The sequence below is a fragment of the Streptomyces sp. NPDC002232 genome (assembly GCF_042890295.1).
Taxonomy (GTDB): domain Bacteria; phylum Actinomycetota; class Actinomycetes; order Streptomycetales; family Streptomycetaceae; genus Streptomyces.
In genome coordinates, this window is record NZ_JBIARV010000002.1 from 1,281,221 (window position 1) to 1,294,595 (window position 13,375).

11 protein-coding genes and 1 rRNA gene are annotated in these 13,375 nt (G+C 72.6%); 5 read left to right on the forward strand and 7 right to left on the reverse strand.

Translation table 11 applies throughout. The features are described 5' to 3' along the window. Position 1 precedes the first annotated feature (1 nt). From ACFYXU_RS12500 to mtrA, 6 genes are all read right to left on the reverse strand, one after another. The gene (locus ACFYXU_RS12500) at positions 2-754 is read right to left on the reverse strand and encodes a response regulator transcription factor (RefSeq protein WP_329850267.1); all 753 of its coding nucleotides are present in this window, start codon (positions 752-754) and stop codon (positions 2-4) included. Between the two features lie 211 nt (positions 755-965). Continuing rightward, entirely contained in the window at positions 966-1,646 is a 681-nt protein-coding gene (hpf, locus tag ACFYXU_RS12505; RefSeq protein WP_376514039.1) for a ribosome hibernation-promoting factor, HPF/YfiA family, read from the reverse strand. Positions 1,647-1,940: 294 nt separating this feature from the next. Continuing rightward, the gene (locus tag ACFYXU_RS12510) at positions 1,941-2,744 is read right to left on the reverse strand and encodes a ComF family protein (protein ID WP_376514041.1); all 804 of its coding nucleotides are present in this window, start codon (positions 2,742-2,744) and stop codon (positions 1,941-1,943) included. Between the two features lie 125 nt (positions 2,745-2,869). After that, on the reverse strand, positions 2,870-4,681 hold the full coding sequence (locus ACFYXU_RS12515; protein ID WP_376514043.1) for an LpqB family beta-propeller domain-containing protein: 1,812 nt from the start codon (positions 4,679-4,681) through the stop codon (positions 2,870-2,872). 43 nt (positions 4,682-4,724) lie between these two features. Then, positions 4,725-6,743 carry an MtrAB system histidine kinase MtrB gene (gene mtrB, locus ACFYXU_RS12520; protein ID WP_361393354.1) on the reverse strand — a complete coding sequence of 673 codons (2,019 nt, stop codon included), beginning with the start codon at positions 6,741-6,743 and terminating at the stop codon, positions 4,725-4,727. A 1-nt stretch (position 6,744) separates the two neighbouring features. Beyond that, positions 6,745-7,422 carry a two-component system response regulator MtrA gene (gene mtrA, locus ACFYXU_RS12525; protein ID WP_010356958.1) on the reverse strand — a complete coding sequence of 226 codons (678 nt, stop codon included), beginning with the start codon at positions 7,420-7,422 and terminating at the stop codon, positions 6,745-6,747. A 330-nt stretch (positions 7,423-7,752) separates the two neighbouring features. On the opposite strand from mtrA, the gene ACFYXU_RS12530 reads away from it, so the two are divergent. From ACFYXU_RS12530 to ACFYXU_RS12550, 5 genes are read left to right on the forward strand one after another with little or no spacing between them, the layout of a single operon-like run. Then, on the forward strand, positions 7,753-8,964 hold the full coding sequence (locus ACFYXU_RS12530; RefSeq protein ID WP_389457554.1) for a hypothetical protein: 1,212 nt from the start codon (positions 7,753-7,755) through the stop codon (positions 8,962-8,964). A 4-nt stretch (positions 8,965-8,968) separates the two neighbouring features. Next, on the forward strand, positions 8,969-9,661 hold the full coding sequence (locus ACFYXU_RS12535) for a DUF4129 domain-containing protein (RefSeq protein ID WP_389457556.1): 693 nt from the start codon (positions 8,969-8,971) through the stop codon (positions 9,659-9,661). After that, complete coding sequence (locus tag ACFYXU_RS12540; protein WP_389457558.1) at positions 9,658-10,866, forward strand: DUF4350 domain-containing protein; 1,209 nt, start codon at positions 9,658-9,660, stop codon at positions 10,864-10,866. Before ACFYXU_RS12535 ends, ACFYXU_RS12540 begins: the two co-directional genes overlap by 4 nt. Then, positions 10,863-11,846: an AAA family ATPase gene (locus tag ACFYXU_RS12545; protein WP_376514050.1), complete on the forward strand. Its 984-nt coding sequence runs from the start codon at positions 10,863-10,865 to the stop codon at positions 11,844-11,846. Before ACFYXU_RS12540 ends, ACFYXU_RS12545 begins: the two co-directional genes overlap by 4 nt. Before the next feature lie 12 nt (positions 11,847-11,858). Beyond that, entirely contained in the window at positions 11,859-13,169 is a 1,311-nt protein-coding gene (locus ACFYXU_RS12550) for a DUF58 domain-containing protein (RefSeq protein ID WP_389457560.1), read from the forward strand. Positions 13,170-13,270: 101 nt separating this feature from the next. Here the strand turns inward: ACFYXU_RS12550 and rrf are convergent. Further along, positions 13,271-13,375 (reverse strand): 5S ribosomal RNA (gene rrf / locus ACFYXU_RS12555); the annotation flags it as partial.

Consider the following 13,375-nt stretch of genomic DNA (forward strand, 5'->3'; position numbering starts at 1 on the left):
GTCAGCGGATCTCCAGGATCTTCTCCCGCATCGCGTAGACCACGGCCTCCATCCGGGAGTGCAGCTGGAGCTTCTCCAGGATGTTCCGGACGTGGTTCTTCACGGTGTTCTCGGAGATGAAGAGCTCCTTGGCGATGTCCCGGTTGTTCATTCCGGTCGCGACGAGCTTGAGGACTTCCAGCTCGCGGTCGGTCAGCCGGGGCGCGGGCACGAGCCGCCGCTCGTCGGTGCGCTGGATCATCGACTTGAACTCGGTGAGCAGCTTGGACGCCATCGACGGGCTGATCTGCGACTGGCCGTCGGCGACCGCCCGGATCGCGGTGGCGACCTCGTCGGTGGAGATCTCCTTGAGGAGGTAGCCGGTGGCGCCCGCCTTGATCGCCTCGTAGAGGTCGGCCTCCTCGTCGCTGATCGTCAGCATGATGATCTTCGCGCTGGGGGCCACCTCCTTGATGGAGGTGCACGCCTCGATGCCGCCGCGCCGGGGCATCCGCACGTCCATCAGGACGATGTCGGGGAGCAGGTCGGCGGCCTTGTCGACGGCCTCGGCGCCGTCACCCGCCTCGCCGACCACCTGGATGTCCTCCTCCTGGGCGAGGACGATCTCCAGTCCGCGGCGGAAGAGGGCGTGGTCGTCCACGACGAGGACCCGGATCGGCTCTTTGCGAAATGCCCCGCTGTCCGATTCCGATCCCTCCGGGATCGCACCACCGTGCTCGCGCCCGCTGAGCACCGGCCCGAAGCTGTCCGCCATCGTTCCTCCCCCTGAAGGCCGTGGCCTGAATTCGTTTCCGGTCCTCCAACCCGTACGCGTTCGGCACCGGTTGGCGTGCACGCATGATTTCATGCCCCGGCGCCCTCGGGGTGATACGCGGGGGCACGAGGGTGCCCCTGGGGGCGCGAAGAGCGCTCCAGGGGCACCGAGAGGGACACCTCAGTTTCGGAGGCGGTGACGCGTCGGCGGATCAGCCGCCGAGGGCACCGCCGGCGCCGCCGCCCTCGGCGAGCGGGTCGCTCTCCAGGTGGATGACGCCGTAGTCGTAGGCGTGTCGCCGGTAGACGACGCTCGGCTGCTTGGTGTCGGAATCGACGAAGAGATAGAAGTCGTGCCCGACCAGCTCCATCTCGTAGAGCGCCTGGTCGAGCGTCATCGGTGCGGCCCCGTGGGTCTTCTCGCGGACCACGAGGGGGCCTTCGCCCTGGACCTCGATGGAACCCATCATCGTGGTGGGCACCTTGTCGGTCTCGTCGACGGCCAACTGGCCGTCTCCGTTGAGCTTCGCGGCGCCGGGGACCACTTCCCCGACCTCCGCGGCGGACAGCCGGCCGTTCCCCCGGCGGGTGTACCGCTTGTCGTGCTGCTTGCGCAGTCGTGCCTCGAGCTTGTCGCTGGCGAGGTCGAGCGCTGCGTACGGGTCGCCGGCTGCGGCTTCGGCCCGGATCACCGGGCCTCGGGAGTGGAGGGTGATCTCCACGCGGTCGGACCGGTCGGCCTGCCGCGGGTTGTGCTCCTTGGACACCTCGACGTCGAGGCTGATCACCTTGCCGTCGAGCTTCTGGATCTTCTCCAGCTTCAGCTTCTCGGCCACGTGCTTGCGGAACCGCTCGGGCACCTCGGTCTTGCGGCCCTTGACGACGATGTCCACGCAGAACTCCGTTCCCGGATCGCCCTGTTCGGCTCCTTGGCCGCAGGGCATCTCCCTTTGCACCAGCTCCGGTCGGTCACCGGAGCTCGGACTTGGCGACTTCGCCCTCCTCCTGCCCCGTCGACGAGATCTCCACCCCATCGACAAGAGGTTGATTCGCCCTGAACTCCTGTCCTGTAGGCGCAACCATATTCCTGGTGAGGCGATGGCATTCGCCATTCCTCACAACCGAACATAGCCCCTTCGGACGGGTGTCGGCACCCGGTACCGCGACATACCTCCGGACGGGTGCTTTCACCTCTCACCACCTGCAACGATCCAACTTTCCGACGAGTTCCGGTTTATTTCGAACGAAGCGGGAGAGGATGCGATCACAGCCGCTGCCCGGTGTTCGATTTCGCGCTGCGCCGAACCGGCCGGTAAACCGTGCGGTATTCCAGGAATGAACGATCGGTGTACGGCTCCGAGGGCGCGCGCCGCCTCCGCGAGCGAGGCACCCGTGGTCATCAGGTCGTCCACGACGATCACCCTTCCCTCCGTCAGGAGCCGCGCCCCGCCCGGCACCACCTCCAGCGCCCCGGACAGGTTCGCCAGGCGCCCGCGCGCACCCAGCCCCGCCTGGTCCGCCACCCGGCGCCGCTGCCGCAGCACGGGCACGACCCGGGCCGGCCTGCCCGCCCGCCGCAGCCGGGCCGCGGCGGCCAGCGCGATCCGCCGCGTCGGATCATGGCCACGTGCCCGTACGGAACGCCGCGAGGACGGCACCGGTACGAGGAGCAAGGGGCGGCCCTGCGGACCCGTCCAGGGCCCGGCAGCGGCCTCCACGGCCCCGGCGAGCGCGCCGCCCAGGGGTCCGGCGAGCGGTAGCGCGCCGCGCTCCTTGTGGGCGAGGAGCAGCTCCCGCACGGCGTCGGCGTACGGCGCCGCCGCGTGCACCGCGGGCAGCCCGGCGGGCTCGGGCGCGGGCCTGACCCGGCGCGGCGCCGTCCCGGCGAGGGCGTCGGCGCAGACCGGGCACAACTCCGTCCGCGGTCTGCCGCAGCCTCCGCAGGCGACGGGCAGCACCAGTCCCGCGATCTCGCGCCACCACCCCCGCATGGCTCCACTGTGCGCCTCCGGGCCCCGCCCGGCCACCCCTGTGGAAAACCCGCAGAGTCCCCGCAGAGTCCCCGCCGAGTACGTCAGGTGGGCCCGTCGCGGGGACCCCGGAGGCATCCGCCCGGCTATCCCGGATAGACCGGCGAGATGCCCTTCTTCGCCACCGGCTGCCAGTTCGTCCCCGGTGCCAGCCGGACGATGCCGTCGTTCCCTGAGTCGGCCACCACCGGCGCCCGGTCCGTGTGCGGCGCCGCCACCGAGGTCACCCCGTTCAGGCCGGGGAGCACCGACGTCGTCGAGGTCGATCCGTCGGTCTGGAGGTAGCGGATCTGCTGGACGCCGCCCGCCTCCTTGCCGACGACGACGAGCCGGCTCGGCCCCGCCCAGGAGACGGCCGTGACCGACTCCATGCGGGGCGCGGCGGGCTGGAGGTCCAGGACGGACACGACGGGCTCCTCGCCCGTGTTCTGCCGCTGGATCCGCCCGATCTGCAGGGTCGTGCGCTCGCCCCGCGTGACCACCAGGGCGATCCGCACGCCGTCCGCGGAGACCCGCAGGGAGTCGATGCGGGCGTCGTCGCCGAGCCAGGGCGTGCGGACCTTGACGGGGTGGCCGGTGCCGTCCGGCACCATCCACAGCTGGGGCGCGGCGGGGTCCCGGTCGGCGACCCACAGGTCTCCCCTGCCGTCCCAGCTGGGCGCGGACAGCCGGTCGGCCGGCTTGGCGGCCCGGCTGGTCAGGACCGGCGGCAGCGGGTCCTGCTCGGTGCCGAGGGAGGAGACGTAGAGCTCGCGGCCGGACTGCCCGACCCCGGCGGCCCGGGTCTCGCCCCGGTCGACGGCGACCGAGCGGAGCGGCACCGTGCCCTTGCCGAACGGGCCCGGCACCTCCACCGGCGCGTTCGGCTCCTTGGAGCCGACGAGCAGCATCATCAGCCGGCCCTGCTCGTCGACGAAGTACGGGTTCTCGTCGCGGTCGGTGTTGCGCACCGCGGCGAACTCGACCGCCTGTCCCCGGCCCAGCCGGCACAGCGACTGCCCGCCCGACCCGAGGAGTTCGACCTGCTCGACGTTGACGGAGGTCAGATCGCGCAGGGTGAACAGCAGCTGCGCCGCCATCCGCCGGCACGCCTCGCCGCTGGCCCGGTCCGCCTTGCTGTTGAGCGGCACCCGGAGCGTGGACTGGTCGTCCGTGGCCAGCGTGGTGACCCCGCTCTTCAGCTCCGTACCGGAGGGGAACTGGGAGTCGACGGCCGGCTTCAGCCAGTTCGTCGGGCCTTCGAGGAGCGCCCTGACCGTCTGCGTCACCGGATCCATCCGGGTGACGGGGTCCTGCCGCTGCCGGATGTAGACGGGGTCCGCGACGACCCAGTTCTCCCCGGAGGCGAAGTAGTACTTGTTGACCGACCGGTAGTTGCGCAGGAAGTCCGCCTCGCCGAGGACCAGGCCGGGCGGGAGGCTGTCGATGCGCCACTCCTTGCCCTTGCCGTTCGCGCTCGGCTGCTGCACGACGTGGATCGCCTGCGTGTACTCGGCGGGGCTGACCGGCTGGTAGGCGTGCCGGGCGTCCACGGTCGCGATCTTGCGGCCGAGGAGCGGGAAGGCGCGCCCCTGGTTCTCGGGGTCGACGTTGTGGTCGGCCTGCTCGCGGTCGGGCGCCGTGGTGAGGACGGTGATGCTCTGCTCGGGCCGCCAGCTCTGCGCGGCCTTCTTCGTGAGGTACTTGCGGGCGGTGGCGAACCCGGGGTCGTCACTGGTCATGGCTTCCAGGAAGCCGTCGACGATCTCGTCCGGGTCGGCGTTCTCCCGGGGGGCGACGGCGTAGACCCGCACCTGCGAGTCGCCGGTGCCGGCTCCCTTCACCGGCTGCACGTCCCCGCTGTCGGGCATGGTCGCGCACCCGGTCACGAGGAGCCCGCCGCAGGCGGCCAGCACCATCGCCCGTGTCCCGCGTCCCCGCCCCGCGTGCTCCGCTCGGGAGTCAGCGCCCACGTGTCCCGTCCTCCCGCTCCAGTCGTCCGTTCCCGCCGGCCGTCGCCGGGCCCGCCCCTCCGCCGTCTCCGGCCGCCGCCCGCGGCACGACCCGTGCGCCGCTGCCGGGCAGGGCCGTCGGGTCGACGGTCGCCCGCGCCGCCGGCGCGGGCAGCCTCGGCGGTACGCCGAGTGCCGTCCGGTCACCGGCGGGCTGCGCCGGCACCGAGGTGAGCCGGCCGCTCTCCTGGTCGCGTCCCGCCGCCGCCTGCTCGCGGTTGCGCCGCGAGTCCTCGGGCTCCAGCGGGATCGGGGAGCCCCGCAGCGGCTCGTCCGCGGTGCGCGGCAGCGTGAGCCGGAACTGCGAGCCGCCGCCCGGCTCGCCCCAGGCCTGGAGCCAGCCGCCGTGCAGCCGTGCGTCCTCGACGGCGATCGACAGGCCGAGGCCGGTGCCGCCGGTGGTGCGCGCGCGGGCGGGGTCGGCGCGCCAGAAGCGGTTGAAGACCCGCGTGGCCTCGCCGGGCTTGAGTCCGACGCCGTAGTCGCGGACGGCGACGGCGACGGCCCCGCCGGCGGCGGCGAGCTTCACGATCACGTCCCGGCCCTCGCCGTGCTCGACGGCGTTGACCACGAGGTTCCGCAGGACCCGCTCGACGCGGCGGGCGTCCGCCTCGGCCACCACGGGCTGCTGGTCGCCGAGGACCACGATCCGGGTCCCCTTGCGCTCGGCGAGGGGTTCGGCGCCGCCGATGACCCGGCGGACGACCTGGCGCAGGTCTATCGGCTCGGCCTCCAGGGCGGCGGCGCCCGCGTCGAAGCGGCTGATCTCAAGGAGGTCGGAGAGCAGCGACTCGAAGCGGTCGAGCTGGTCGCCGAGGAGCTCCGCGGAGCGCGCGGTGATCGGGTCGAAGTCGACGCGGGCCTCGTGGATGACGTCGGCGGCCATCCGGACGGTGGTCAGCGGGGTGCGCAGCTCGTGCGAGACGTCGGAGACGAACCGCCGCTGCATCCGCGACAGCTCCTCCAGCTGCTGGATCTTGAGCTGGAGGTTGGAGGCCATCTTGTTGAAGGCCTCGCCGAGGCGCGCGATGTCGTCCTCGCCGGTGACCTTCATGCGCTCCTGGAGGCGCCCGGCCGAGAGTCGTTCGGCGATTCCCGCGGCCATCCGCACGGGCGTGACGACCTGGCGCACCATGAGCCAGGCGATGGCGCCGAGGAGGACGCAGACGAAGAGCCCGGCGGTCGCCAGGGTGCCCTTGACCAGGGTGAGGGAGTCCTCCTCCTGGGTCAGCGGGAAGAGGTAGTACAGCTCGTACTGGTCGCCGTCGGCGTCGTTCAGCCGCTTGCCGATCACCAGGCCGGGCTCGGACGCCTTGCCGCTGGTGTAGTGGATGCGCGTGAACTTCTGGAAGGTCCCGGTGCCCTGGGCGACCGACTGCCGCAGCTCGGCGGGGATGCTCGTGGTCGGGTCGACCTCGCCGGAGGCGCGGGCGCCCCGGCTCGCGGTGTCACCGGTGTCGAGGGAGAGCGCGACCACGTTGAACGCGCTCTGGCCGCCGCTGGCGAGCTGCTCGACCAGCGTGGAGCGCCAGTTCACGGACGCCCCGGCCCGTCCGCCGTCCTGCTGTCCGGACGCCGAGGGAGTGGTCGCCGCCCGGTCCTGGGCGGCGGAGAACCCTCCGGCGGCCTGGCTCTGGGCGGCCCTCTCCTTGGCGTCGAGCAGGCCGTTGCGGACCTGCCCGATGACGACGATGCCGAGCAGCAGCACCACTCCGAGCGACATCAGCAGGGTGCCCGCGACGATCCTGAGCTGGATGTTCCGCCGCCACAGCCGCACGGCGGGCAGCAGCGGCCGGCGGACCCAGCGCGCGAAGAGCCGGAGGACCGGTCCACCGCGCACCCCGTCCCGGAAGAGCCGTCCGCCGCGCAGCAGACGGCCGAAACGCGAGCCCCCCCGCCCCGGTCCGGCAGTCCGCCCCGTACGGACTCCCGGGTCCCCGGGCTTCGGAGCAGTACTGCCCGTACTCATGTCAGCTCGGTCCCGCCTTGTAGCCGACACCGCGGACGGTCACCACGATCTCCGGGCGCTCGGGGTCCTTCTCGACCTTCGAGCGCAGCCGCTGGACGTGCACGTTCACCAGCCGGGTGTCGGCCGCGTGCCGGTAGCCCCAGACCTGCTCCAGGAGGACCTCACGGGTGAAGACCTGCCACGGCTTGCGCGCCAGCGCGACCAGCAGGTCGAACTCCAGCGGCGTCAGGGCGATGGACTGGCCGTCCCGCTTCACGGAGTGCCCGGCCACGTCGATGACCAGGTCCCCGATGGTGAGCTGCTCGGGAGCGGGCTCCTCGGACCTCCGCAGCCGCGCCCGGATGCGGGCGACGAGCTCCTTCGGCTTGAACGGCTTCACGATGTAGTCGTCGGCGCCGGACTCCAGGCCCACGACCACGTCCACCGTGTCGCTCTTGGCCGTGAGCATGACGATCGGCACACCTGACTCGGCCCTGATGAGCCGGCACACCTCGATGCCGTCCCTTCCGGGCAGCATCAGGTCCAGCAGCACCAGGTCGGGCTTGGCCTCTCTGAAAGCGGCAAGCGCCTTGTCACCGTCCGCGACGAACGACGGCTCGAACCCTTCACCCCGCAGCACGATGCCGAGCATCTCGGCCAGTGCGGTGTCGTCGTCGACGACAAGAACGCGTCCCTTCATATCGACATCATCCCATTAGCCAATCGTTACCTGCCGTGACCTGTCCCACAGCCCCACCCTTGCCCGATCCGCGTTCTCGTCGACAGACGGCCCGCTCGGCCCGCCGGCGCACGGTTCGCGCGACCTGATCGGGCATCCGCACAGTGTGCCGTCTGCCGCCCGGACAATGAAGGTCCGGACGAACGTACGAAGGAGATCACCGCTCCGGCCCACGGGCGGGCCCCGCGTGGCACGATGGCACCCGGCCCGCCGCCGTGTGAGGTGTCGGCCGCCGTGACCGAGCCGGTTCGCCGATCCGGCACCGCGACCATTCCTCCGAGGTGGACGACCGTGAACGACACTCCGGGCTGGACCTCGCCCGGATCCGCCCCCTCCGACGGCCCGGACGGCTCCCGGATCCCCGGACCCTCCGCGCCCGCCGACGCGAACGGCTCCGCCCAGTGGTCGAAGGACCAGCCGCCCGCCGGCCAGTGGTCCCCGCCGACCGACCGGACCCCGTCCCCCGGCCCGGGCCAGAACTGGGGCACTCCGCCCCCGAACGTCCACTGGGGCAGGCCGCCGGCCGCGCAGCCCGGCATCATCCCGCTGCGCCCGCTGGGCATGGGCGAGATCCTCGACGGCGCCGTGAAGACCCTCCGGTCCTACTGGCGCACGGTCCTCACCGTCACGGTCACGGTCGCGGTGATCTCCCAGATCGCCAACATCCTGGCCGAGCGGTACCTCGTGCCCGCCGCCCCGGAGCTCAACGCCGACGCCACCCCCGCCGAGCAGCTGGAGCAGTCGCTCGAAGCGGCCCAGGCCTCCCTGATCAGCCTGGGACCGGCACTCCTCGTGACGATGACGGCCTCGCTGGTGAGCGCCGCCCTGCTGACCGTCGTCGTCAGCCGCGCGATCCTCAACCGCCCGGTCTCGGTGGGCTCCGCCTGGCAGGAGGCCCGACCCCGCCTCCTCCAGCTGCTGGGACTGACCCTGCTGCTCGCGGCGATGGCGGCGGCCCTCGTGACCGTCGGCCTGCTCCCCGGGATGCTGATCGGCGGCGCCGCGGGCGTCGCGCTCACCTTCCTCGGAGGTCTCGGCGCCATCGCGGCCGCCGTCTGGCTGTGGATCCGCTTCAGCCTGGCGTCGCCCGCCCTGATGCTGGAGCGCCGGGGGGTCGTCCAGTCGCTGAAGCGCTCGGCCAAGCTCGTGCGGGGCTCGTGGTGGCGGATCTTCGGCATCACCGCGCTGACGCAGCTGCTGATCTTCCTCTTCGTCATGATCATCGCGATCCCGTTCACGATCATCGGCTTCGCGGTCGACGGCGAGAGCTTCACCAACCTCCTCGCCGGCACCTCCTCCACCTTCGGCTGGCCGTTCCTGATCGTCACGGGCATCGGCGGCGTGATCACCAGCGCGATCACCTACCCGATCTCGGCGGGCGTGACCGTGCTTCTCTACGTGGACCAGCGCATCCGCCGCGAAGCCCTGGACCTCGAACTGGCCCGGGCCGCGGGCCTTCCCGGCTACGGCCCCACGCCGGGCACCGACGCCGTCGGGGGCTGATGCGGTGACCGTCACGGGGGGAACGGTCGCGGCACTGGTCCTGCTGCGCGCCGACGGCGACGTACCGGTGGACACCTCCCGCGTCCCCGCCCGCGAGGCGGCGGAGCGGGAGCTGTCCGACCCGAGGTACCACCAGAACGACCCGAACCTCCTCCAGCGCGGCCTCGACCGCTTCTGGGAGTGGCTCGGCGACCTCTTCGGAGCCGCTTCGGGCGCCACCCCGGGCGGCGTCATCGGCCTCCTCGTCGTCGCCCTGGTCGTGATCGCGCTGGTCGCCGCCCTCTGGTGGCGCCTCGGCACCCCAACCAAGGCCCCCGGCGGCACCGGCGACTCGCTCTTCGCCGACGGCCCCCGCGCCGCCCGCGACCACCGGACGGCCGCCGCGCGCCACGCCTCCGCCGGCCGCTGGAACGAGGCCGTCCAGGAACGGATGCGGGCCATCGTCCGCTCCCTCGAGGAACGCGCCCTCCTCGACCCCCGCCCCGGCCGCACCGCCGACGAGGCCGCCGCCGAAGCCGGCCGCACCCTCCCCTCGCACGCGGACGACCTGCGCCTCGCGGCCCGCACCTTCGACGACGTCACGTACGGCGGCCGCACCGCCGACGAGGCCGCGTACCGCCGCCTGGAGGACCTGGACACCGCCCTGGAACGCACCAGGCCCACCCTCGACACCGCCTCCACGGGGACGCCCGCATGAGCCGACCGGCCACCGGCACCACCTCGACCGCCCCCACCCCCCGCCAGGTGTGGGGCCGCGTCCGCGGCGCGGCCCTCGTCCTCGCCCTGGTCCTGGCCGGCGGCCTCGCTCTCGCGACGCTCCGCTCGACCGACGACCACGGCGCCCTCGACCCGCGCTCCGCCGACCCCCACGGCAGCCGGGCCGTCGCCGAGCTCCTCAAGGACCGCGGCGTCACCGTCACCCTCGTCACCACCCTCGCCGAGGCCACCACCGCCGCGAGCACCGGAACCACCCTCCTGGTCACCACCCCCGACCTCCTGACGGACACCCAGCAGGCCTCCCTCCGCTCGGCCATGGACGCCTCCACCGGCCGTACGGTCCTCCTCGGCGCCGGTCACGCCTCCCTCCCCACGCTCGTCCCGGGCGTCACCGGCGCCCCGAGCACCCCGGTGAGGGAACGCGCCCCCGCCTGCACCCTCCCGGCCGCCACCCGCGCCGGCAGCGTCGACCTCGGCGGCGAACGCTACGAGACCTCCCCCGCCACCGCCTCCGACGCCTGCTACCTCTCCGACGGCCTCCCGACCCTGCTCCGCCTCCCCGGCACGGGCAGCGGCGCCGGCGACACGGTCCTCCTCGGCTCGTCCGACGTCCTCTACAACTCCCGCCTGGACCAACGGGGCAACGCCTCGCTCGCCCTGCAACTCCTCGGCTCCCGGCCCCATCTCGTCTGGTACCTCCCCTCCCTCTCGGACACCTCGGCCACCACCGACACCCCCGCCGACGGCACCACCGGCAACTTCCTCGCGCTCATCCCCTCCGGATGGCTGTGGGGCACCCTCCAACTCGCCGTCGCCGCCGTGCTCGCCGCCCTCTGGCGCAGCCGCCGCCTCGGCCCGCTGGTCACCGAGCGCCTGCCCGTCACGGTCCGCGCCTCCGAGGCCACCGAGGGCCGCGCCCGCCTTTACCGCAAGTCGAACGCCCGCGACCGCGCCGCCTCCGTCCTGCGCACCGCGACCCGTACCCGGCTCGCCCCACTGCTGGGCGTCCCCGTCCAGGACGCCCACTCCCCCGACCGCCTCCTCCCCGCCCTCTCCGCCCGTCTCCCCGAGACCACGGCGGACCCCAGGAACCTCCTCTTCGGCCCGGCTCCCGCCGACGACGCCACCCTCATCCGCCTGGCGGACCAACTCGACGCCCTCGAAAGAGAGGTACGCACCTCATGAGCGCCCCGACCCCCGAGACCGCCACGGACTCGGACAGCGCCCGCGCCTCCCTGGAGGCCCTGCGCACCGAGATCGCGAAGGCCGTGGTCGGCCAGGACCCCGCCGTCACCGGTCTCGTCGTCGCCCTGCTCTGCCGGGGACACGTCCTCCTCGAAGGCGTCCCGGGAGTCGCCAAGACCCTCCTGGTCCGCACGCTCGCGGCCGCCCTAGAACTCGACACCAAGCGCGTCCAGTTCACCCCCGACCTGATGCCGAGTGATGTCACCGGCTCCCTGGTCTACGACACCCGCACCGCCGAGTTCTCCTTCCAGCCCGGCCCGGTCTTCACCAACCTGCTGCTCGCGGACGAGATCAACCGCACGCCCCCCAAGACCCAGTCCTCCCTCCTGGAGGCGATGGAGGAGCGGCAGGTCACGGTCGACGGCACCCCCCGCGCCCTGCCGGAACCCTTCCTGGTCGCGGCGACCCAGAACCCCGTCGAGTACGAGGGCACGTACCCCCTCCCCGAAGCCCAACTGGACCGTTTCCTGCTGAAGCTGACGGTCCCTCTGCCCTCACGCGCGGACGAGATCCACGTGCTCACCCGCCACGCCGAGGGCTTCGACCCCCGCGACCTGAAGGCCGCCGGCGTGCGCCCCGTCGCGGGCCCCGCCGAGCTCGAAGCGGCCCGCAACGCAGTCGCCAAGGTCTCGGTCTCCGCCGAGATCGCCGGCTATGTCGTCGATATCTGTCGTGCCACGCGTGAATCCCCCTCGCTCACCCTCGGGGTCTCTCCCCGAGGCGCCACCGCCCTGCTCTCCACCGCCCGCGCCTGGGCCTGGCTCACCGGCCGGGACTACGTCACCCCGGACGACGTGAAGGCCCTCGCTCTCCCCACCCTGCGTCATCGCATCCACCTGCGGCCCGAGGCCGAGATGGAGGGAGTCACCCCCGACTCCGTCATCAACTCGATCCTCGCCCACGTCCCCGTACCCCGCTGAGAACGGCGCCCCATGGCCCTCACCGGACGAACCGCGCTGCTCGCCGCCCTCGGATCGCTCCCCGTCGGCATCCTCGCCCCCAGCTGGGCGGGGATGCTCGCGGTGAACGCGCCCCTCTCCCTCGCAATTCTGTGCGACTACGCCCTGGCGGCGCCAGTGCGAAAGCTCCAATTCACCCGAAGTGGTGACACATCCGTTCGACTCGGTGACGAGGCCAAGGTCCAGCTCACCGTCACGAATCCATCCGCACGCCCCCTGCGCGCCCAGCTCCGCGACGCCTGGCCGCCCAGCAGCTGGCTCCCCGGCACCGAACAGGCCCTTTCCCGCAGCAAGTTGACCGTCCCGGCAGGGGAACGCCGCCGCCTCACCACGCACCTGCGCCCGACCCGCCGCGGCGACCGCCGGGCGGAGCGGATCACGGTCCGTTCCTTCGGCCCCCTCGGTCTCGCGGCCCGTCAGGGCCACCACGAGGCCCCCTGGACCGTCCGTGTCCTGCCACCCTTCACCAGCCGGAAGCACCTGCCGTCACGTCTGGCCCGGCTCCGCGAGCTCGACGGCCGCACCAGCGTCCTGACCCGGGGCGAGGGCACGGAGTTCGACAGTCTCCGCGAGTACGTCCCCGGGGACGACACCCGCTCGATCGACTGGCGGGCCACGGCACGCCAGAGCGCCGTCGCCGTCCGCACCTGGCGCCCCGAGCGCGACCGCCACATCCTGATCGTCCTCGACACGGGCCGCACCTCGGCCGGCCGCGTCGGCGACGTCCCGCGCCTGGACGCCTCCATGGACGCCGCCTTGCTCCTCACCGCGCTGGCGTCCCGCGCGGGGGACCGCGTGGACCTCCTCGCCTACGACCGCCGTCTCCGCGCCCAGGTGCAGGGCCGTTCCGCCGGCGACGTCCTGCCCTCGGTCGTCAACGCCCTCGCCCCGCTGGAGCCCGAACTGGTGGAGACCGACGCCCGCGGCCTGGCCGCCACGGCGCTGGCCCGCGCACCACGCCGCTCCCTGATCGTCCTCCTGACCAGCCTGGACGCGGCCCCTGTCGAGGAGGGCCTTCTCCCGGTACTCCCGCAGCTCACCCAGCGCCACACGGTTCTGCTGGCCTCCGTGGCCGATCCCCAGGTGAGGCGCATGGCCGAGGCCCGCGGGACGATCGACGGCGTCTACGAGGCTGCGGCGGCCACGCAGACGCAGTCCCAGCGCGCCCGGACAGCAGAACAGCTCAAACGTCACGGCGTCACGGTCGTCGATGCCACCCCCGAATCCCTCGCCCCCGCACTGGCGGATGCCTACCTCGCGCTGAAGGCCGCCGGCCGCCTCTGAACACGACACGAGACGCCTCTACCGGGAAGGGGAGAGCGTCTCCGTGCCGTAAACGCAGAAAAGCCCCGCACCAGAAGGTGCGGGGCTTTCCCACAATGATTGTTCGGCGGTGTCCTACTCTCCCACAGGGTCCCCCCTGCAGTACCATCGGCGCTGAAAGGCTTAGCTTCCGGGTTCGGAATGTAACCGGGCGTTTCCCTAACGCT

What these genes read in the sequence shown, in the direction of transcription:
- ACFYXU_RS12500 (WP_329850267.1), bottom strand. Translation starts at nt 754, where the DNA reads ATGGCGGACAGCTTCGGGCCGGTGCTCAGCGGGCGCGAGCACGGTGGT.
- ACFYXU_RS12510 (WP_376514041.1), bottom strand. Translation starts at nt 2,744, where the DNA reads ATGCGGGGGTGGTGGCGCGAGATCGCGGGACTGGTGCTGCCCGTCGCC.
- ACFYXU_RS12515 (WP_376514043.1), bottom strand. Translation starts at nt 4,681, where the DNA reads ATGGTGCTGGCCGCCTGCGGCGGGCTCCTCGTGACCGGGTGCGCGACC.
- mtrB (WP_361393354.1), bottom strand. Translation starts at nt 6,743, where the DNA reads ATGAGTACGGGCAGTACTGCTCCGAAGCCCGGGGACCCGGGAGTCCGT.
- mtrA (WP_010356958.1), bottom strand. Translation starts at nt 7,422, where the DNA reads ATGAAGGGACGCGTTCTTGTCGTCGACGACGACACCGCACTGGCCGAG.
- ACFYXU_RS12540 (WP_389457558.1), top strand. Translation starts at nt 9,658, where the DNA reads ATGAGCCGACCGGCCACCGGCACCACCTCGACCGCCCCCACCCCCCGC.
- ACFYXU_RS12545 (WP_376514050.1), top strand. Translation starts at nt 10,863, where the DNA reads ATGAGCGCCCCGACCCCCGAGACCGCCACGGACTCGGACAGCGCCCGC.
- ACFYXU_RS12550 (WP_389457560.1), top strand. Translation starts at nt 11,859, where the DNA reads ATGGCCCTCACCGGACGAACCGCGCTGCTCGCCGCCCTCGGATCGCTC.